19 protein-coding genes are annotated in these 20,928 nt (G+C 38.3%); 11 read left to right on the top strand and 8 right to left on the bottom strand.

What is annotated here, in order from left to right; translation table 11 throughout:
- Positions 1–619 precede the first annotated feature (619 nt).
- The 7 genes from NW213_RS09470 to NW213_RS09440 all read left to right on the top strand — a co-directional run bounded on the left by NW213_RS09470 (position 620) and on the right by NW213_RS09440 (position 8,783).
- A complete protein-coding gene (locus NW213_RS09470; protein ID WP_258322616.1) occupies positions 620–2,296 on the top strand; it encodes a glycogen/starch synthase in 1,677 nt (558 codons plus the stop codon).
- A 22-nt stretch (positions 2,297–2,318) separates the two neighbouring features.
- Positions 2,319–4,886 carry an alpha-glucan family phosphorylase gene (glgP, locus tag NW213_RS09465; protein ID WP_258322609.1) on the top strand — a complete coding sequence of 856 codons (2,568 nt, stop codon included), beginning with the start codon at positions 2,319–2,321 and terminating at the stop codon, positions 4,884–4,886.
- A gap of 129 nt (positions 4,887–5,015) precedes the next feature.
- Positions 5,016–5,693: a response regulator transcription factor gene (locus tag NW213_RS09460; protein WP_204445819.1), complete on the top strand. Its 678-nt coding sequence runs from the start codon at positions 5,016–5,018 to the stop codon at positions 5,691–5,693.
- Positions 5,690–6,955, top strand: a complete 1,266-nt coding sequence (locus NW213_RS09455; protein WP_258322608.1) for a sensor histidine kinase KdpD — start codon at positions 5,690–5,692, stop codon at positions 6,953–6,955. Before NW213_RS09460 ends, NW213_RS09455 begins: the two co-directional genes overlap by 4 nt.
- 123 nt (positions 6,956–7,078) lie before the next feature.
- A complete protein-coding gene (locus tag NW213_RS09450) occupies positions 7,079–7,516 on the top strand; it encodes a PepSY-like domain-containing protein (RefSeq protein ID WP_204445815.1) in 438 nt (145 codons plus the stop codon).
- Between the two features lie 270 nt (positions 7,517–7,786).
- Complete coding sequence (locus NW213_RS09445) at positions 7,787–8,230, top strand: hypothetical protein (protein ID WP_258322607.1); 444 nt, start codon at positions 7,787–7,789, stop codon at positions 8,228–8,230.
- The gene (locus tag NW213_RS09440) at positions 8,217–8,783 is read left to right on the top strand and encodes a YdeI family protein (RefSeq protein ID WP_258322606.1); all 567 of its coding nucleotides are present in this window, start codon (positions 8,217–8,219) and stop codon (positions 8,781–8,783) included. The genes NW213_RS09445 and NW213_RS09440 overlap by 14 nt, the downstream gene beginning before the upstream one ends.
- A gap of 234 nt (positions 8,784–9,017) precedes the next feature.
- Here NW213_RS09440 and guaA read toward each other — a convergent pair whose 3' ends face one another.
- The 3 genes from guaA to NW213_RS09425 all read right to left on the bottom strand — a co-directional run bounded on the left by guaA (position 9,018) and on the right by NW213_RS09425 (position 12,038).
- Positions 9,018–10,571 (bottom strand): glutamine-hydrolyzing GMP synthase, encoded by a 1,554-nt coding sequence (gene guaA / locus NW213_RS09435; protein WP_154042579.1) that lies wholly within the window; start codon positions 10,569–10,571, stop codon positions 9,018–9,020.
- Positions 10,572–10,683: 112 nt separating this feature from the next.
- Positions 10,684–11,475, bottom strand: a complete 792-nt coding sequence (gene nudC, locus NW213_RS09430; protein WP_204393801.1) for an NAD(+) diphosphatase — start codon at positions 11,473–11,475, stop codon at positions 10,684–10,686.
- Positions 11,476–11,477: 2 nt separating this feature from the next.
- Positions 11,478–12,038, bottom strand: a complete 561-nt coding sequence (locus NW213_RS09425; RefSeq protein WP_154042581.1) for a hypothetical protein — start codon at positions 12,036–12,038, stop codon at positions 11,478–11,480.
- Between the two features lie 126 nt (positions 12,039–12,164).
- Here NW213_RS09425 and NW213_RS09420 point away from each other — a divergent pair, with 126 nt between their 5' ends.
- Positions 12,165–13,052, top strand: coding sequence for an ADP-ribosylglycohydrolase family protein (locus NW213_RS09420; RefSeq protein WP_309148290.1), 888 nt, complete (start codon positions 12,165–12,167; stop codon positions 13,050–13,052).
- A 114-nt stretch (positions 13,053–13,166) separates the two neighbouring features.
- On the opposite strand, the gene NW213_RS09415 is transcribed toward NW213_RS09420, so the two are convergent.
- Positions 13,167–13,922, bottom strand: a complete 756-nt coding sequence (locus NW213_RS09415; RefSeq protein ID WP_258322605.1) for an arginase family protein — start codon at positions 13,920–13,922, stop codon at positions 13,167–13,169.
- Between the two features lie 223 nt (positions 13,923–14,145).
- Here NW213_RS09415 and araJ point away from each other — a divergent pair, with 223 nt between their 5' ends.
- From araJ to NW213_RS09400, 3 genes are all read left to right on the top strand, one after another.
- Positions 14,146–15,297, top strand: coding sequence for an MFS transporter AraJ (araJ, locus tag NW213_RS09410; protein ID WP_235339175.1), 1,152 nt, complete (start codon positions 14,146–14,148; stop codon positions 15,295–15,297).
- Positions 15,298–15,431: 134 nt separating this feature from the next.
- Entirely contained in the window at positions 15,432–15,764 is a 333-nt protein-coding gene (locus NW213_RS09405) for a 6-carboxytetrahydropterin synthase (RefSeq protein WP_204393791.1), read from the top strand.
- Positions 15,751–16,296 (top strand): 7-carboxy-7-deazaguanine synthase QueE, encoded by a 546-nt coding sequence (locus NW213_RS09400; protein WP_258322604.1) that lies wholly within the window; start codon positions 15,751–15,753, stop codon positions 16,294–16,296. The genes NW213_RS09405 and NW213_RS09400 overlap by 14 nt, the downstream gene beginning before the upstream one ends.
- 102 nt (positions 16,297–16,398) lie before the next feature.
- On the opposite strand, the gene NW213_RS09395 is transcribed toward NW213_RS09400, so the two are convergent.
- The 4 genes from NW213_RS09395 to NW213_RS09380 form a co-directional block, all read right to left on the bottom strand.
- Positions 16,399–17,649, bottom strand: coding sequence for a BACON domain-containing protein (locus NW213_RS09395; RefSeq protein WP_258322603.1), 1,251 nt, complete (start codon positions 17,647–17,649; stop codon positions 16,399–16,401).
- A gap of 414 nt (positions 17,650–18,063) precedes the next feature.
- Entirely contained in the window at positions 18,064–18,924 is an 861-nt protein-coding gene (locus NW213_RS09390) for an agmatine deiminase family protein (protein ID WP_258322602.1), read from the bottom strand.
- Entirely contained in the window at positions 18,921–19,532 is a 612-nt protein-coding gene (locus NW213_RS09385) for a hypothetical protein (RefSeq protein WP_258322601.1), read from the bottom strand. Before NW213_RS09385 ends, NW213_RS09390 begins: the two co-directional genes overlap by 4 nt.
- A complete protein-coding gene (locus NW213_RS09380; RefSeq protein ID WP_087397013.1) occupies positions 19,533–20,855 on the bottom strand; it encodes a hypothetical protein in 1,323 nt (440 codons plus the stop codon).
- Positions 20,856–20,928 lie beyond the last annotated feature (73 nt).

Raw genomic sequence — 20,928 nt, 5'->3', positions numbered from 1 at the left:
ATTATCTTGCGATTTGTACTGCTTTGTTATTTGTACTTATATGATCTGTTCTTTTATAATCGCTAATACATGTCTTTATGATAATCTGAAAATGATGCTGGCTTTTCTTGAAATAGAATTGAATTTATCAAATTTCCGCCGACTGTATATATCTCTTGGGAAAAATAATAAAACGTTTCGGCGTTTCAGATAATATTTCAAGGCGTTTATATTGAAATGTCCTCATGTTTTTCTGTAGCTTATGACAATATCTAATGTTAAAATATTGCGGTTGTTTAACTGAGCGTTTGTTTTAACTGTGTATTTTGATAAGTATTAATATGGATAATTTAACATTACACCTCTATTTTAGGCTATTCTTAGGGCGCTTGTGTCGCTTTTTCTGTTAAATCTATGACATTATGAGTTGATGTAGCATGAAATATGATGATATGTGATATTCGTATTAAAGAAAAGGAGTTTATTTTTGATTATGAGTATAATATAAATATGTATTACATATGTAACTTATTATGTTTTATTCAGTATTCAGACAGCTTTCTTTGCAAAAAATGTTTGGATTTTTTGATTTTCTGTTTGTTTTCTCTATCTTTGCATCAAATTAAGTTAAACTTATATGATGATGAAACAGCTTTTAACTCCTGATTGTATTTTTGAGTCTAGTTGGGAAGTGTGTAATAAAGTTGGAGGCATTTACACCGTCTTATCTACAAGAGCCAAGACATTACAGGAAGCATTTGGGGATAAGATTTTTTTCATAGGACCGGATGTATGGTTGGGAAAAGAAAATCCTTTGTTTGTTGAGGATGAAAAACTACTCAAAGACTGGCGTGAACATGCTTTGAGCTTTGATAAATTAAGTTTGAGAATTGGACGATGGAATATTCCTGGAAATCCTATCGCTATTCTAGTCGATTTTGCTCCTTTCTTTGAGCAAAAGAATGAAATCTATACCCAGGCATGGTTTGATTATCAGGTTGACTCCCTGCATGCTTATGGCGATTATGACGAGGCTTCAATGTTTTCGTATGCCGCAGGTAAGGTGGTCGAAAGTTATTACAGATTCTTTCTTGATGATAGCAAGAAAGTGGTATATCAGGCCCATGAATGGATGACAGGTTTGGGAGCATTGTACGTTCAGAAGCATGTTCCGGAAATAGCCACAATTTTTACCACTCATGCCACTTCCATAGGACGTTCTATAGCCGGAAACAATAAACCTTTGTATGACTATCTGTTTGCTTATAATGGTGATCAAATGGCCAGAGAACTTAATATAGAGTCGAAACACTCTATTGAAAAGCAGACTGCACATCATGTGGATTGCTTCACTACTGTAAGCGAAATAACTAATAATGAATGTAAAGAACTGCTTGAAAAACCTGCTGACGTTGTTCTTATGAATGGTTTTGAGGATGATTTTGTGCCTCAGGGACGCTCTTTCACCGCTAAACGTAAAAAAGCAAGACAGGTAATGCTGAACCTTGCAAACAAACTGCTTGGTACTTCACTGGGTGATGATACTCTTATAATAGGTACCAGCGGAAGATATGAATTCAAGAATAAAGGAATCAATGTTTTCCTTGAAACTCTAAATCGTCTGACAAGAGACAAGAATCTTAAAAAGGAAGTCCTGGCCTTTATAAATGTTCCTGGATGGGTTGGCGATGCCAGACAGGATCTTATCGACAGATTAAAAAGCAAGGAAAATTTCAATACTCCGCTTGAAGTTCCATTCGTTACACATTGGTTGCATAATATGAGTCACGACCAGGTGTTGGATATGCTCAAATACCTTAATATGTCGAATTCGGCAGATTCTAAGGTTAAGGTTATTTTCGTACCATGTTATCTTGACGGAAAAGACGGCATACTGAACATGACGTATTATGATCTGATTTTGGGTAATGACCTTAGCGTATATCCTTCATATTACGAACCATGGGGCTATACTCCTCTGGAGAGTGTGGCATTCAAAGTACCTACCATTACTTCCGACCTTGCTGGTTTCGGATTGTGGGTTAATTCGGTAGTGGGTCACAATGGAGAATTAGCCGACGGAGTGAAGGTGATACACCGTACTGATTATAATTATTCTGAAGTGGCCGATGCCATAAAAGATACTATTAGCGAATTCTCGTCTTTGGATCAGAAACAGATAGACAAGATACGCAAGAATGCTGCCGCTATAGCTGAAAAAGCGTTATGGAAGCATTTCATCAAATATTATTACGAAGCATACGACGTGGCTTTGCGCAATGCTTCTGCCAGATTAGAGAGTAATAAAGAGAATTAATAATTTTAAGTATTTGAGAGATATGAAAATTAAAACAAATTATGCTAATGCTCCTGTATGGAAAGAGGTTACAGTAAAATCTCGTATTCCTGATTCTTTGAAAATGTTACAGGAAATGGCCCGCAACATTTGGTGGTCATGGAATTATGAAGCAACAGATATGTTTAAGTCTCTTGATCCTGAATTATGGAGTGTAGTAGGACAGAACCCTGTTGCCTTTTTGGAACGTTTAAGTTATGAAAAACTCGAAGCTATTTCTACAGACAAGAAGGCTTTGGATAATATAAATAAAGTATATAAGAAATTTACCGACTATATGAGTGTTGCTCCTAACAAGGAACGTCCTTCAGTGGCTTACTTCTGTATGGAGTACGGTATGACACATGTATTGAAAATATATTCTGGCGGTCTTGGTATCTTGGCCGGTGACTATCTGAAAGAAGCATCTGACAGCAATGTTGATATGTGTGCCGTAGGTTTCTTGTACCGTTATGGTTATTTTACGCAGAGCTTGTCAATGGATGGACAGCAGATAGCAAATTATGAAGCACAGAACTTCGGTAGCCTTCCTTTGGATCGTGTAATCGGTGAAGATGGCAAGCCATTGGTTGTTGATGTTCCTTATCTTGACTATTATGTACACGCGTATGTGTGGAGAGTGAATGTCGGCCGTGTGCCATTGTATTTGCTTGATACGGACAATGAAATGAACAGCGAGTTTGACCGTCCTATTACTCATCAGCTTTATGGTGGTGACTGGGAAAACCGTTTGAAACAGGAAATACTTCTTGGTATAGGTGGTGTATTGCTATTGAAGAAACTTGGCATAAAGAAAGATATTTACCATTGCAACGAAGGGCATGCTGCTTTGTGCAACGTACAGCGTCTGTGCGATTTCGTAGAAAGTGGTATGACATTCGAACAGGCACTTGAAGTGGTACGTGCTTCTTCATTATATACAGTACATACTCCGGTTCCTGCAGGCCATGACTATTTCGATGAAGGTTTGTTCGGCAAGTATATGGGAGGATATCCTCAGCGCATGGGTATTACATGGCAGGATTTAATGGACCTCGGTCGTATCAATCCGGGTGACAATAACGAACGCTTCTGCATGTCCACATTTGCATGTAACACATGTCAGGAAGTAAACGGCGTCAGCTGGTTGCACGGAAAAGTATCCCAAGAAATGTTCTCCGGTATATGGAAAGGATATTTCCCCGAAGAAAATCATGTGGGATATGTCACAAACGGTGTACACTTCCCGACATGGTGCGCTTCTGAATGGCAGAAACTTTACAATAAATATTTCGATGCAAACTTCTTGAATGACCAGTCTAATCCTAAGATTTGGGAAACGATATACAATGTTCCTGATGAGGAAATCTGGAATACTCGTGTGGCATTGAAGAATAAACTTATAGATTATATACGTAATCAGTTCCGCGATACATGGTTGAAGAACCAGCGTGATCCTTCACGTGTAGTTTCATTGATGGATAAAATTAATCCTAATGCGTTGTTGATTGGTTTTGCCCGTCGTTTCGCCACTTACAAACGTGCCCACTTGTTGTTTACAGACCTTGACCGTCTGGCTAAGATTGTAAACAATCCTAACTATCCGGTACAGTTCTTGTTCGCAGGAAAAGCCCATCCGCATGATGGTGCAGGTCAGGGATTGATTAAGAAAATCGTGGAAATCTCTAACCGTCCTGAGTTCCTTGGAAAGATTATCTTCCTCGAAAACTATGATATGAAACTTGCGCGCCGTCTTGTTTCAGGTGTCGATATTTGGATGAATACTCCTACGCGTCCTCTTGAAGCATCCGGTACGTCTGGTGAAAAAGCTTTGATGAATGGTGTCGTAAACTTCTCTGTACTCGATGGATGGTGGCTTGAGGGTTACCGTGAAGGTGCAGGATGGGCGTTGACGGAAAAACGTACTTATCAGAATCAGGAACATCAGGATCAGTTGGATGCTGCCACTATATACAGTATTCTTGAAACTGAAATCCTTCCATTGTACTATGCTCGCAACAAGAAAGGATACTCTGAAGGATGGGTTAGGACAATCAAGAACTCTATTGCACAGGTTGCTCCTCACTATACAATGAAACGTCAGCTTGATGATTATTATTCTAAGTTCTATACTAAAGAAGCTAACCGTTACAAGATGCTTGCTGCAAACGATTATGCCAAGGCTAAGGAAATCGCTGCATGGAAAGAAGATGTTGTATCTAAGTGGGATTCAATTCAGGTTGTTTCCTTGAACAAGGAAGAAGAACTTCGCGAAGGCAATGTAGAGAGCGGTAAGGACTATACTATCACTTGCGTTGTTGACGAAAAGGGATTGAAGGATGCTATAGGTATCGAACTCGTAGTAACATACAAAAATGCAGAAGGTAAGGAATATATCTATTCAGTAACTCCGATGAACGTAGTGAAGGTAGAAGGCGACTTGTACACATTCCAGTTGACACACAGTTTGTCAAATGCTGGTAGCTTCAAGGTTTCTTATCGTATGTATCCTAAGAACCCTGAACTTGCACATCGTCAGGACTTGTGCTATGTACGTTGGTTTAACGAATAATTAATACATTATATTAATTAATATCGCCAGTTTAATCGGTCTGGAAGTCTTTTGTAAGATTTTCAGGCCGATTTTTTTATTCTTTGTTTTTTAGAGTTATTTTTGTGAAAACTCAAAAAATGTTCCGATATGAAAATTCTTGTAGTTGAAGATGATAAAGACTTGATGGAAATAATAACCAAGTCACTTGAAAAGGAAAGATATGTGGTTTCACAGGCTCCTGATTACCGGACGGCATCTATGAAAGCCGGAGATTATGACTACGATTGTATTCTTCTGGATATAATGTTGCCCGACGGAAATGGACTTGATCTTCTTGCAGAATTGCAGGATATGGGTAAGAAGGCTAATGTGATAATACTCTCTGCCAAAGATTCTATAGAAGACAAGGTGAAAGGATTGGACTTGGGGGCTGATGATTATCTGCCAAAACCTTTCCATCTTGCAGAATTGCATGCACGTATCAAAAGTCTGTTGAGAAGAAATCTCAGGGAGGGAGACAAAAAGCTGACATTTGGTAATATTGAAGTCGTGCCAGAGAAATTTGAAGTATATATAGATGGTAAGCCTGTGGAGTTGAACCGTAAGGAATACGATATACTTGTATATTTCATGTTGCGGCCTAACAGGTTGGTAAACAAAAGTACGCTTGCGGAATCTGTATGGGGCGACCATATTGACCAGGCTGATAATTTCGACTTTATATATGCTCAGATAAAGAATCTGCGTAAGCGTCTTAAGGATGCCGGTTCTACCCCTGAACTGAAAGCGGTATATGGTATAGGATATAAATTTATATTGGAATGAAACTTTTTCACAATGTGATGCTGCATGTATCTGTGGCGTCAGTCCTGATAATGACTGCCTGGGCGGTGTTTTTCTATTGGGCAATAATAGATGAGGTAAACGATGAGGTTGACGACTCTCTGGAGGATTATTCGGAGAGTCTGATTATCAGTTATCTCAACGGTGAGGAGATGCCGTCGCTGAACAATGGTTCAAATAACCAGTTCTATATGTACGATGTGAGTAAAGAGTATGCTGAGACATATCCATTAATGTCATATCGTGATGAGATGGTTTATATTGACGAGAAGCTTGAATACGAGCCGGCAAGAATACTTATGACAATATTCAAGACCGATTCCGGATATAAGGAACTGGTTGTATATACACCCACCATCGATAAACTTGATTTGCAAAGGTCTATTCTCGGATGGATAATAGCGCTTTATGTAGGTATCCTCCTCATACTGTTGTTGCTTAATATGTGGATATTCCGTCGCAATATGAAACCTCTGTATGTGCTGCTTTCATGGTTCAATAATTATAAGATAGGCAGTGGATATACGCCTCTAGCCAATAAATCCAATATTACGGAGTTTAAGAACCTGTATGAGGCTGTAACGATATCTGTTGAGAGGAATGAGAAACTTTACGAACAGCAGAAACTGTTTATAGGCAATGCTTCGCATGAGATGCAGACTCCTTTGGCAATATGCCTTAACAGGCTTGAAATGCTGATGGATGATGAAAATCTGTCGGAAAAACAGATGGAGGAAATTGCAAAAACGCATCAGACTCTGGAAAATATTACTCGCATGAACAAATCATTGTTGCTGTTGTGTAAGATTGAGAACGGACAATATGCAGACGTGAAAGATGTTTCTATAAATTCGATTATCGGTCAGTATGTAGAAACATTTAATGATATTTATGCCAGTAAGAATATAAGGGTGAATGTTTCTGAAACATCATCTCTGCATATGCAAATGAATGAATCATTGGCTGTAATGCTTGTTTCTAATCTTTTGAAGAACGCATATCTGCATAATATTGAAAATGGTGTGATAGAAATAAATATTGCGGAAAATGGTTTCAGTGTTTCCAATAGTGGTCAGGCGGCATTGGATCCTTCAAAGATTTTCACACGTTTTTATCAGGGAAGTAAGAAAGAAGGTTCAACAGGACTCGGACTGGCACTGGTTTATACTATATGTAAAGCCAATAACATTAAAATAATGTATCAATTCAAGGATAAGATGCACGAGTTTGTAGTTTCTCAATAAGAAAATGATATTTTCTCATGAAAAATTGAGAAAAAGACAGTTTTTTCAAATTCTTTTCAGTATTGTGTATAATCTTTGCAATATAAAATTAAACGCAGTACTAACAATTTAAATTTTAAAATTATGAAGAAGGTTATATTTTTATTCGTTTGTTTGTTTACAATGTCAATGATTGCAGTAGCAGATACAGACAAACCTATTCAGATTGGTCAGTTGCCGTTAAAGGCTCAGACATTCATTTCCACTTATTTCAAGAATGCTAAAGTGGCAATGGCAAAGCAGGAAACAGATTTATTCTACAAGAGTTACGATGTGATATTTACATCAGGCGACAAGATTGAGTTCGACAAATCAGGTGATTGGACTGAAGTAAAATGTATTAAGGATGGTGTTCCGTCACAGATTATTCCGCAGCAGATAAGAGATTACGTTAACACTAACTATCCTGACGACAAAATCCTGAAGATAGAAAGAGATTCAAAGGAGTATGAAATCAAACTTTCCGGCAGGTGGGAAATCAAATTCGACAAGCAGTTCAGAGTAATTGATATCGATGATTGATGAAGTATCGTATAAAAATAATAAAAGCAGGGCAATAGTCCTGCTTTTATTATTTTTATAATGATTACTGAAGATATTTCGCTATTTTTGAAACCATATTTTAATCAAAGGTAAAGAAATGTAGCAAGACTGGCTCATCAATTATTTTCCTGATGGCTCTAAATACTTTAATTTTGTACTTTTGTATTTTGTAAGGAAAGAAGTCACGTTCTGGATTAATGGAAAGTCTGTGTACGAAAGGTTGTGATATGAATTTATAATATGAGGACAATGGAATTATCTGATTGGTTTAAAGGATTTGAAAAAGGAATAAGCTGTCTAAATCCGGAACAGCGAGCTTCATTCTTTTCTGAATGTGGAAAAAATTGTGTAAACTGCGGAACGCTGCAAATCTATCAGAAATTATATGAGAAAGTAAATGGTGATTTAGACACTTTCTTTCAGGAAGCAGACAAACTTCCTGGTGTAAGAAGCAAAATCATTGAAGAAGGTTCTGTATATCATCTGTATTTTATGGAATGTACCTGTATGCTTCATCGGCAAGGATATGTTTCTACTCCATTACTTTGTGAGTGTTCCAGACAAAGCATTCTTTATGTCTTGCATTCACTATGGAAAGATAAGACATTTCAGGTAACAATCTCCGAGTCTATTTTAAGGGGAGGCCAACATTGCAAAATGCAAATCGAAATAACAAACAATGGAAATTCATAATTTATTGGATGTCAAATCAAGGGCCGAACTGCGTGAATGGTTAATACAGAATCACAAAACGGAGAAAGAATGTTGGGTAGTCGTAAAACGTGGAAGACATACAGATGACAATACTTTCTGGTATATCGATGCTGTAGAAGAAGCTCTATGTTTCGGTTGGATAGACAGTACTACTAAGAAAATAGCAGATGACGTAACAGCCCAAAAACTTTGTCCAAGAAAACCAAGAAGCAATTGGTCCGAGCTCAATAAAGAAAGATGCCGCAGAATGGAACGATTAGGACTGATGACAGATGCCGGAAGAGCCGTTTTGCCTGATATGTCGCCTAATGGCTTTACCATAGATAAGGATATATTACAGAGGCTGCAATTCGACCCTGTAGTGTGGAACAATTTCTGCCAATTTCCTGATTTATATAAGCGTATCAGGATTGATACTATCCAAATCAAGAGGAATCAGCCCGAACTTTTTGAAAGTCGCCTGAACAAATTCATAGAAAATACCCGAAAAGGACTTCTCTACGGAGAATGGAATGACAATGGAAGATTATAGACGTATTCACTTATAGCTTTTTATTTTAACTTGTATTATTAATGATAGGAAACATATGATATATAAGTGGTGTCAAAAACTGGTGTCAATTTGAATACATTAACGTAAATGTAAAAATATGTGCTAGGTGGCTTGTGGTGCGCTTTTCAACTGTATATCAACAAAATAGCCCCAACTTTTTTCAAGTTGAGGCTACTACAAATGCCTTTTGAAAGGCTATAAATAGGGTTTAAATTACTCCCACTCTATTGTTGCAGGTGGTTTTGAAGAGATATCGTAGCAAACGCGGTTTACGCCTTTTACTTTGTTGATGATATCGTTTGAAACCTTTGCCATGAACTCGTATGGAAGATGAGCCCAGTCGGCAGTCATCGCATCTGTACTTGTTACGGCACGCAATGCAACGGCACGTTCGTAAGTACGTTCGTCACCCATTACACCTACGCTCTGTACAGGCAACAGGATAACACCTGCCTGCCATACCTGATGGTACAATGATGTTTCGTTTCCTTCAGCATCCTTAGTCTTCCAGTCACGCAATCCCTGAATGAAGATATCGTCTGCATCCTGAAGGATACGTACTTTCTCGCGAGTGATGTCGCCAAGGATACGTACAGCCAAACCTGGACCTGGGAAAGGATGACGAGTAATAAGATGTTCAGGCATTCCAAGTTCTCTACCAACACGGCGAACTTCGTCCTTGAACAACAGACGCAATGGCTCGCAAAGTTTCAAGTTCATCTTTTCAGGCAGACCACCTACGTTGTGGTGACTCTTGATTACTGTACCTGTGATAGAAAGAGACTCGATGCAGTCAGGATAGATAGTACCCTGAGCCAACCATTTAACGTCCTGTATCTTGTGAGCTTCTTCGTCGAATACGTCGATGAAGCCTTTACCTATAATCTTACGTTTGCGTTCTGGTTCTGTAACACCTGCCAGTTCGCTGAAGAATTTTTCGCTTGCATCAACGCCGATAACGTTAAGACCGAGGCATTCATAGTCGTGAAGTACGTTCTTGAATTCGTTCTTACGCAACATACCGTGGTCAACGAAGATACATGTCAAGTTCTTGCCGATAGCCTTGTTAAGAAGAACAGCTGCTACTGATGAGTCAACACCACCGCTCAAACCAAGTACCACCTTGTCATCGCCAAGCTGTGCCTTGAGTTCGGCTACTGTAGTTTCGATGAATGAAGCTGCGCTCCAGTCCTGTTTACCGCCGCAGATGTCAACTACGAAGTTTTTCAAGAGCAGAGTACCGTCTTCTGAGTGGAATACTTCAGGATGGAACTGCACTCCCCAAAGCTTTTCGTTCTTTGCCTGATAAGCTGCTACTGCTACCTTGTCGGTAGAAGCTATGATTTCGAAGTTTTCAGGTATTGCTGTGATTGTGTCGCCATGACTCATCCATACCTGTGAATTCTCGCGGATTCCTTTGAGAAGAGGATTCTGATGGTCGAACTTAGCCAGGTGTGCACGTCCGTATTCGCGCGTGTTGGCTGGTTCTACCTTACCTCCATTGGTGTATGCCATGAACTGTGCGCCATAGCATATACCCAAGATAGGATATTTGCCACGGATGTCAGTAAGGTCAACCTTAAAGGCCTTTTCATCATAAACAGAGAATGGACTACCTGAAAGGATTACACCAATAACAGACGGGTCATTGTGTGGGAACTTGTTGTAGGGAACAATCTCGCAATACATGTTCAGTTCGCGGACACGGCGACCGATGAGCTGTGTAGTCTGTGAACCGAAGTCGAGAATAATAATCTTTTCCTGCATATAAGTTTATTGGTTAAAATAATAACTTTGCAAAGTTAATAAAAAGTAGGGATATTGTTTTTATAAAAGCACAATAAAATGTTTTTATAGACTGATAATACTCAATTGTTCATCAAACTTTTCCTTCCAGCCACGCGTCTATCATCTGTCTGGCTATACTGAGTTTCTTCGGAATTTCCGGCATATTGTCGCGCGAATAGAATTCTCCGGCGCTGAGCTCCTCGTCCTGAAGCTTTATTGTACCGCTTTCATAGTCGGCAATGAACCCAATCATTATACCGCTCGGATAGGGCCATGGCTGGCTCCCGAAATATCTCAGATTTTTTATTTTCAGTTCTGTTTCTTCCATTACTTCACGGCGGATACACTCTTCCAGTGTCTCACCTGCCTCAAGAAATCCTGCTACCAGACCTTTGTATTGTCCTCTGAAATTCTTTGCATGTACCAGAAGCACTTTGTCTTCTTTTTTTATTAGAACTATCACAGCTGGTGATATGCGCGGATAGAATTCCTGACGGCATTCAGGGCAACGCTTGGCGATAGGAGAGACCTGTACTGTGGGAACTCCACACATGGGGCAGTAACGGCTGTTCTTGTCCCAATTCAGTATCTGTGATGCTTTGCCTGCTCTGTAATATTCTTCGAATGGAAGTACGTCGTAAGATGCTCTCAGATCTTTCATCATCATTTCGCTGTCTTCGTTGCCCGGAACTGGCGAATATATGGCATATGCTTTTGCTGTGTGTCCATAGATTTCTCCTATGGTATGTACTGTACTGCCTACCGGCACAGCTACGGGTGGTTCCTGTCCGTATGGTATATGGTATTTTCCTTCGGAATCTTTTACTATCAATAATTGTCCTGAGTTGAATACAAACCAACCGAAAATTTCTTTTTCTTCCATGTTCAGCAATCTCCCAAATTAACTTTTTCAAACTTGTAACCCATTCTTTTGAGCTGTATTGCTGCTCCAGTCCTGTACATAACCCTTACGGCACGTGCGAAAACATGGAAAGCCGTAGGACTCTGTGGCTCTATCTGTTCGCGTCTTATAATGTCAATTGCTTTTTGTGCACATCTTCTTATTATTTCCTCAATGTTTTTGGCATCTTCGCTTTCCAGAGGAATACCTATAATGTCTCTTATAAGGTGTTCGTCCATATCGTCAAATCCTTGTTCGCCGTAATAATCCTTGTATTTGGCTTTTGAGATAGTATTCCAATCTATATCCCATCCGAAAGCTACTGCCATTCCCAGATATGCAGCCCAAGCTACCGAAACTGTAGGATAGTCTTGGATTTGTTCTACTGCATCTGCTATATACTCTGAGGCCAATACCTGCCAATAATCGTCTATGTCGTCTGTGGCAAGCAGCGTTCCGTCAAGAAATTTATAGTTGGTACAAAGCCTCAAGATTTCCTGCTGTAGCTTGTCTTCAAAATTGTCTAGATATTCTTTTAATTCCATGATTTATAATTTTTGTGCGATATTCGTAAAAACGGACAAATATATGCAATTAAACAGTCAAATGCTTTATTAAAACTACTTTTTTATGTAAAACGTATTTATAAAATTTGTTTTGCACGAAATAAAATGACAACTTTAGGTAATAAAAATCAATATGTAATGTTAGGAGCAGTGATAGGAGATATTGCAGGTTCTGTATATGAATTTGACAATACAAAAGATTATGATTTCGAAATGTTTCCTCCTGGAAGTAATTTTACGGATGATACGGTGATGACCATGGCAGTTGCGGAATGGGCTATGCAGAATGATGTAAATGCTGACAAGGAAATTCAAACCGGGCTGTTGGAGAAAATAATAGTTGACGTGGCAAAAGACGTTCCATGTCCTATGGGGGGATATGGAGCTGGATTTTATACATGGCTTTTTCATCCGGAAAGGTTGATAGATTATCGTACCGGTAAGCGTGCATCCGGACGTTGTCCGTACAATTCATGGGGAAACGGTTCTGCCATGCGAACTTCAGCAATAGGCTGGCTGTATGATGATATGGATACTACATTGAAAGTGGCTGAGACAGGTGCTGCCATAACCCATAATCATCCTGAAGGTATTAAAGGAGCCCAAGCAGTATCGGCTGCTATTTTTATGGCTAGGAACGGAGCGTCTAAGGAGGATATCAAGAAGTATATTACTACGAAATTTCATTACAATCTTGATCAGTCGTGGGAATATCTCCACGATACGTATGAATGGGACTCAAGCTGTCAGGGAACCGTACCGCAAGCTATTGTCTCATTTTGGGCAAGTGATGATTTCGAGAGCGCCATACGTAGGGCTGTTTCCATAGGTGGCGATAGCGATACGCTGGCTTGTATCACCGGCAGCATTGCCGAGGCTTATTATAAGGATATTCCTGAATATATGGTTTCTAAGGCAATGTCTTTACTCCCTGTGAGATTTAGGGAAGTGTTGGATATGATGGGAGAGAAGGGATATTATTCCATTTGGTAGTCATAAAATTCCCATTGGTGGATTAATTTTTTCTATTGTCCGGTGGTTTCATATTTTAATTCACATCCTCAAAGCTCCGGAAAAACCTTTACCGGATGCGGACAGACCTAAACCTCAGGATTTATAATCCTGCAGGTTTAGCTCAGCCAATTGTCGGTTTATATCGTTGTCTTTCCTTATGTTCTCATCGTGCATTCCCAGTATGGAATATTTACATTCACCACAGATGTCGATACCGATAATTCTGCCATGCTTGAGCAGTATTGACAGCAGGCGTTTAAGCTCTGTCATTGTTGCTTTTCCCTGATCCCAGTTCGTTACATCTTCTTCGGGATTGAGCACATCCTTGTCTATTGAAATATATATAGGGAGATCGAAATGCATCTCGTAGAAACGTTGCCATGCATCATGGTCTTCCAGTTGCGATTCCTTGAATTCTATCAGTTTGTCCGTATATCTGCTGTCTATCTTTTTCAGAAGTTCGTCTGAAGTTCCTATCAGAATAACTTTTTTCATATGTTTATTTGTATCGATAGATGATTTAACCCACGAGCCGCATGTCAGCAGTTCATCGAACAGTGAAGGTTGCATGTCAGGATGATGGTCGAACACTACGAGTATGAAATCTTCCAGAATTTTGTCTGTAAAAAACTTTGATATATAATGGTAATTACCTGAGTCGATGAAATGAATTCCTTGCGGAGGCAGATCCTTTATCCGATTACATATTTCTTCGGATGCTTCATTGTCGCAAAAGCAGTTTGCCCCGGATATATCTGTGCAGTTTATCCATTTTATTTTTTCATCTTTATAGAATGACTCTTCTGTATATACATTCGAGAAATTTAATATTACAATATCGTGTTCCATATTCATTGATATTTTAATTGTAGCCTTTCTACAAGTAAATTATTCTTTTATTCTTTGCTTTATCTTCAAAGGTACTGAAAAATCGGCTATGGTGTTCTTCTTTAAGAATAATTGTACAAAAAACAATTATAAAATGTTCTTATGTTTTAAAACATAAGATGTAACTTTGCAGCAGAATTTAAAATATAAGAATATTCATTGATAAACAGATAGAAATAAAATTATGAAGAAGAGTCTTATAGCACTGGCTTTCGGTACTTTGGCATTAGGAATGGCTGAGTTTGCCATGATGGGTATATTGCCGTATGTGGCTTCCGATTTTGGAATAAGCATATCCGAGGCAGGTCATCTTATTTCTGCCTATGCACTTGGTGTGTGCTTCGGTGCACCGGTATTGGTTCTTGCACGGAAGAAGTCACTCAAGCATTTGCTTATGGCATTGGTTTCGCTGATAATAGTTGGAAATCTTTGTGCGTCTATGGCACCTAATTACTGGGTTATGATGATTGGGCGTTTCATCTCAGGTTTGCCTCATGGAGCTTATTTCGGAGTGGCTTCTATTGTGGCTTCCAAGCTTGCAGATAAAGGCAAAAGCTCGGAGGCAGTTTCCATAATGATAGCCGGAATGACTGTTGCCAATTTGTTCGGTGTACCGCTTGGCACATCGTTGAGTCATCTTATCTCGTGGCGTTCCACATTCCTTTTTGTAGGTCTTTGGGGAATAATCGTTTTCTATTATATATGGCGATGGGTTCCGGTGGTAGAAGGCTTGCAGGATGTAGGTTTTAAGGGACAGTTCCGGTTTCTCCGTACTCCGGCTCCGTGGCTTATTCTAGGTGCTACAGCTCTGGGTAATGGCGGTGTGTTCTGCTGGTACAGCTATATCAGTCCGCTGCTGACTAATGTTTCCGGTTTCTCGGAAAGCAGTATGACGGCTTTGATGGTGCTTGCCGGCTTTGGTATGGTAGTGGGAAATCTCATAAGCGGACGAATGTCCGACCGTTATACACCTGGGCGGGTTCTGATGATTGCTCAAGGTGGTATATGTTTGATATTGCTTGCTATCTTCTTTTTATCACCTAATCCTTGGCTTTCAGTTTCGCTTATGTTTCTATGTACAGCCGGACTGTTTGCAGTATCCAGTCCGGAGCAATTGTTGATAATACGAGTGGCTCCGGGAGGAGAGATGCTTGGAGGTGCATGCATCCAGATAGCATTCAATTTCGGTAATGCCGTGGGAGCATACGCAGGAGGCCTTGCTGTGACTGACGGTTTCCAGTATGCGGCTCTTGTAGGAGTGCCGTTTGCTATGGTAGGTTTCATATTGGCTGTGATATTCTACAGACGGTATCAGGTGAGGTACGAGGTAAAGTGATAATATAAAATTACCAATGTACTAATCTGTTATAATAAAATTTCTTTGGATATTTTTTATCTTTGCGACGATAAAACTGCCGAGGTGACATTAAGCAGGAGCAAATTTGTATTAATCTAATTAACGTATCAACTATGTACACAGTAATTAAAAGGATGGAAATTTCAGCCTCACATTCGCTGCAGCTGTCTTACCAGAGCAAATGCGAGAAGCTTCATGGTCACAACTGGATTATAACCGTTTATTGCCGTTCGAAAGAGCTTGACGAAAACGGTATGGTGGTAGATTTTACTCATATCAAGCAGGCTGTGGAAAAGCAGCTGGACCATAATAACTTGAATGATGTACTGCCTTTTAATCCTACGGCAGAAAATATTGCCTTCTGGGTTTGTAATCAGGTTCCACATTGTTTCAGGGTAGAAGTAAAAGAATCGGAAGGTAATACGGCTATCTATGAGAAAGATTAACGAAATTTTCTACAGTTTGCAGGGTGAAGGGTTTCATATGGGAACCCCTGCTGTGTTTGTCCGTTTCTCTGGATGCAATCTGAAGTGCAGCTTTTGCGATACGCAGCATGAAGATGGCAGGATGATGTCGGATGATGAAATTATAGCGGAAGTATGCAAATATCCATGCCGGATGGTGATTCTTACTGGTGGAGAACCAGGACTTTGGATTGACGGCAAGCTGACTGCTGCCTTACATGCGGCAGGGAAATATGTTGCGATAGAGACTAATGGCACTTGTATTTTGCCGGAGGATATAGACTGGGTTACCTGTTCTCCTAAGGAGGGAGCCATACTTAAAGTATCCCGTATTGATGAAGTGAAAGTGGTATATGTAGGTCAGGATGTGTCTGAATATCTGAAACTGCCAGCAAGGCATTTCTTTCTGCAACCATGTTCAGGACAAAATACCAATGATGTAATATCCTACATAAAGGAACATCCACAGTGGCGATTAAGTCTTCAGACACATAAACTGATAGATATTCCATAATATTATAAAAAAGAGGTATTCAAAATAGTGAAAAGTCCCGGCCTGAATACGAATATGAACGAATCGTATAAGGTCGGGACTAATTATATCTGATGATAATGATTATTCTGAGTAACTTAGTACGAGCATTGTTTCAGAATAGTTAGGCTTGTTTACTTTATCAGGATGTTTGTATTTGATTACTGATATGCGTCCGTTTTCATCTTTCTCGTATGATATTTCTATTGCCTCATAACCGGATTCGGTCGCTCTTGATGCTTCTCCTTCACCATCTGAAATTTCTGTCTCATAGTAATAGTAGTATTTGGTTTGCAGATTTTTTGATTGTTTACCCATATTCATGATTATAGCTGTGTAATCAGGCTCAGGATATGAGCCGTCGCACATAAGCTGATTGAGGTCGAATATATCATTATTCAGTTCTTCTCCATATTCTGCTTTCATCCATGACTCTCCAGACTCATCGTCCTTCATTTCTGAAAGATTGCCATCATTCCATATGAAGGTACTGTTTGAAGGTCCGTCGTTGTTTCCGTCGTTATTCTTTTGGAAGAAATAGTAGGTTGCCAGATGACCTTCGCTGTCATATGTATATTCGTTTGTGACATCGGATGTGTGTTTGTCGTTAATATATATTTCCCCTAATGCAGAGACTACATATCCTTGCTCGTTTGTTTGAATATTCCAATTTTCCAGTCTTTTTGTATTGTTGGATGAGCTACCTTGATGTTCTGACTTTTCGTTTGATTCTATTTTAAGTGTCTTGGTATCGGGGTCGTACGAATAGTCTTGTTTGAATGTGTATGTGGAATAGTTTTCGTAGGAACCTTCTGATATAGTCTTTACTAATATTCCATCTTTGTATTGTAAGGAAGTTTCGTATAATTTTACTTTCTCGTTACTGTTATATTTTATTCCGTAAGCTGTTATTTGTGTTATCATAGCTTTGCCTTGATCGATATTTCCGTCTCCTTCAGTACTGCTGCTTTGACTTACAGTGATAGTGATAGTCGTGTCTCCACAAGTAATTGTAATTGTGGCAGTACGATCCTCGCCAGTAACATTTTTGCTCATCGTAATGTTGATTACCTGATTTTTACCTGCTTTTCCTGACTTAGGATTGATGTCAATCCAGCTTTCATCAGCACGGTTTGTTGTAGAGACAGATGCACTCCAGTCGTTTTGTGCCTCAAAGTGTATGGTTCCATTGCTTTCGCCGGAATTAAAAACTTGGTTAAGTTCTTCCGGATTACTTACGGTAATGTTCGATGGAGTGTTTTCTCCATTCTCACAACTGCTTATCGCAATGCAAATCATAAGCAGATAAAAGATGCTTGTAATTAATTTTTTCATAAATGATAATATTATTGGTTTTTACAAAAATACTACTTTTACGATTGTGCAAACATCACGTAAAACAGTGATTTTTTGTTTTCACATAATGGAATTTTTGTTTTAATGGTCAATAATGAGATAATAACACAAATTTTTTTGGTGCTCTTTTATGTGCCAATTGATTTGCAGAAGTGAAAAACATTACTTCATTCACTATATAAATCACATTTTTTCCGTAAATCTGTATAAGGAATATAGCTATTTGATATTAAACGAGTTAGAAGGATTACCTTATTTTGGGTAACGATTTGGCAACCGTCCCAATTGCTGTGGTCTGCGTTATATTACTTTTCAAGTAACTCTTTTCCTTTTGCAAATTTAGAAAAAAATAGAGATATGAGAAACTTATTTTAGCGCATTATTTCAGTTTGCTTATATAGTAAAAGACCATGAAAGGCAATTTAAAGCTCCTCCCCCTCTTTTAACTATAGATTGCATCTGCACCTGATAAATTCTACCATCATACTCTGGAAACAGTTTTTTTATATGTTTCAAAGCTTCTTCATCTGTAGAACGTCCTACACCTGGGACAATTATTACATTTTGAGTATGAATCATATTTATATAAGCCCAACTCATATTATGATAATCACTTAGCTCTAAATCGATGACTTTAAAGTATGATTCTAATCGACTTCTCATCTTAGCGGCAATATCATCAGGGTAAACTTTCAGATTCACCAGTACTTTATTACTGCCAACAGCATGTAAAATTCCATCTGTATGACCACAAACGTCACTTCTATCCCAAGGCAAAAATAAGAACTTATGATTTGGAAATAACTTTTCCATTAGAGAAACAAGATATTTTCTATCCATATCAGGGTTCTCAATAAATATTTTCTCCGTCATTATAACAACAGCGGTGTATCCTCTACCTTTTTTTATGCTTCCAAAGGTAAAGTTACCACCGTCTGCTACAATGGGAGAAACACATATTGAAGAACTTGGTAATATCGTTTTAGCCAGCTTAATGGAAGTTTCTGTTGATGTTTCATAATCGCGAAGTCCTTCCAGATAGTCAGGATGATATTTAAACTGAACAAAAGAATTACCATCTACTTGTACTGGCATATAATCTCTACACCAATAATCGGCTGTTCCTTTCAATACGCCGTAATGCACATCATGCTTTGACAATATTTCAGTCAATTCATTGTACACTTTTGGATAATATCTTTTCAGATTCTCCGAAAAAAACACATAGTCCATAGTTGATTTTAAGATTTTCATTGCTGATCTGCGTCAAGATTAGTAAAACGCCACATACGGTCAGTTGCTTCCCCTTTTATTTTTTTTACATTTATTCTGGCGGAAGACATAATACGAACTTTATTAAAATCTTCATTATCCATCCAGACAATAGACAACCCTTTCTCGAAAATTGAGGCATTACCAAACAAATCTTCCCATAAATATTGTGGCTTGAATTTATCTATTTCTCCTTCTTTCAATTTTTGAGAAGCCTTATTTGTAAAAATCTTTTCATCATTATTAACCAAGGATTTATAAGTATACCCTCGAATAAGAAATGATGCACGATATTTTCCTTCACGCTCAAAAGTCATGTCAACACCAGACCTATTGGGACAAATCGCTCCTACCGGGAAATAGGGAACATCTCCTACATGGTACATTTGAGGTTCAATTATACTTTTATTCTCTTCATCATGAAAATAGAACTCAATATCAATTGGATATATCTCGTATTCTCCATTTACGACATAACGTCCATTAAATACAATTTGGGCAATGTCCTCAAATTGCTTTGTCAGTCCACTAACAGTATTAGCTGGAGCAAACCGTTCAAGAGCATTTTGTAATCTTTTTAAGTGATTCATTTAATTATTCCTTAAGTGTTCAACAATAATCCTATAATTTTCAATGCCGATGTTCTTCTCCGTAAGGGATTGATTAGCATAATTTTTACTAACCAGCAGTCTATTGTTATCATATAAATAATTCCATAGACCTTCTCCCATTAATGTTTTCCATTGGGCTTCGTGCCTCATCACAAGAAACTTTACTTCTTTTGCAGAGGTAGCCAAATAGAGCAACACCATTTTTGTAAATTTCTGAGATGGAAATAAATTCTTAATAGCTGGAGATACCAGCGAAGTGTAAGCAAAATACTGACATAAGGAAACATGATTAAAAATATTTTCCTTTTCCTGTTCTCCATATACGGCTGTTCCTAAAGGAAGTATTTTCTTTCTCCAATAATAGTCACCCAATATTCTTGTTGGCTCGTAATAGTCAAATTTAGTTCCTTCCATTGACAAAACCTTTCTTTTGTCCTCCATGATTTCTTCAGCCATCTGAGGTTTGAACATATTTGCAAGATTCTTATTCAGGTGCTCTACATATCCAGGATTCAAAGAAAGGATTACAAGTTTGGAATTAAGGATATTTCCACTCCATGGCTCAGGAGGAACACATAAAACCAACTGTCTAGTGGGGTTATCTTTTTGTTTTTCATTATACGCATACACGTATTCTTCATCACCAGGAAACACCAAATCATCCGCAAAATAAAGGTCATACCCAGATAACTTGGGCAATAATTCTTTCCAACGATTTAGATATAGAACATAGTCCTTGTTCATAACAGCCTTGCTTATTGATTCTTGGGCTGTCAATAAATAATTATGACATGATTGTTTTTCTTCTGAGGACTTTATATTAAAACGATTTATTATTGCGGTATAATCTAATGGAATACTTCTAAAGATTATAGTATATTCGTTAGAATTTACATCCGGATATTCGTTATAACGAAGTAAAATTTCTTCAACCAATAAATCTACAAGCTGCATTAAATCAATATCTTTCTGCTCTAAAAGGGTTTCCGTTAAAAGAGTTTCCGTTTCTCTCAAATAATCTATATAAGAAAACAACGAGCTCTTTATATTATCTTCATAACTTCGATATTGAACGTCTTTTGCATGTTCACTTATATCCTTCTTAATTTCTGTATATAAATTTATACCTCTTGTTACAGCAAAACCTAAATCACATAATTTATTTTCTATAGTCAAGTGACTGAACTCATCAGAACTTGAATCTATATATGCTCGTATACGATGAGGAAGAGTAATTATACCATCACCGTAAGGATAGAAAGCACTTTCATATATTTTTTGTTTCCCAATAAGATAGTTCATGTTATTTCTTTTATGTTTAAAGTAGACAAAATATAAATATCTCTAAGTAAAATCAATCTTTCAGATACAAAAG

Origin of the sequence: Bacteroides sp. ET336, assembly GCF_024733815.1 — a bacterium.
Lineage (GTDB): Bacteria > Bacteroidota > Bacteroidia > Bacteroidales > Bacteroidaceae > Phocaeicola > Phocaeicola cellulolyticus.
The sequence above is the reverse complement of the archived record's forward strand: the minus strand, read 5'-3'. Positions and strand labels throughout refer to the sequence as shown.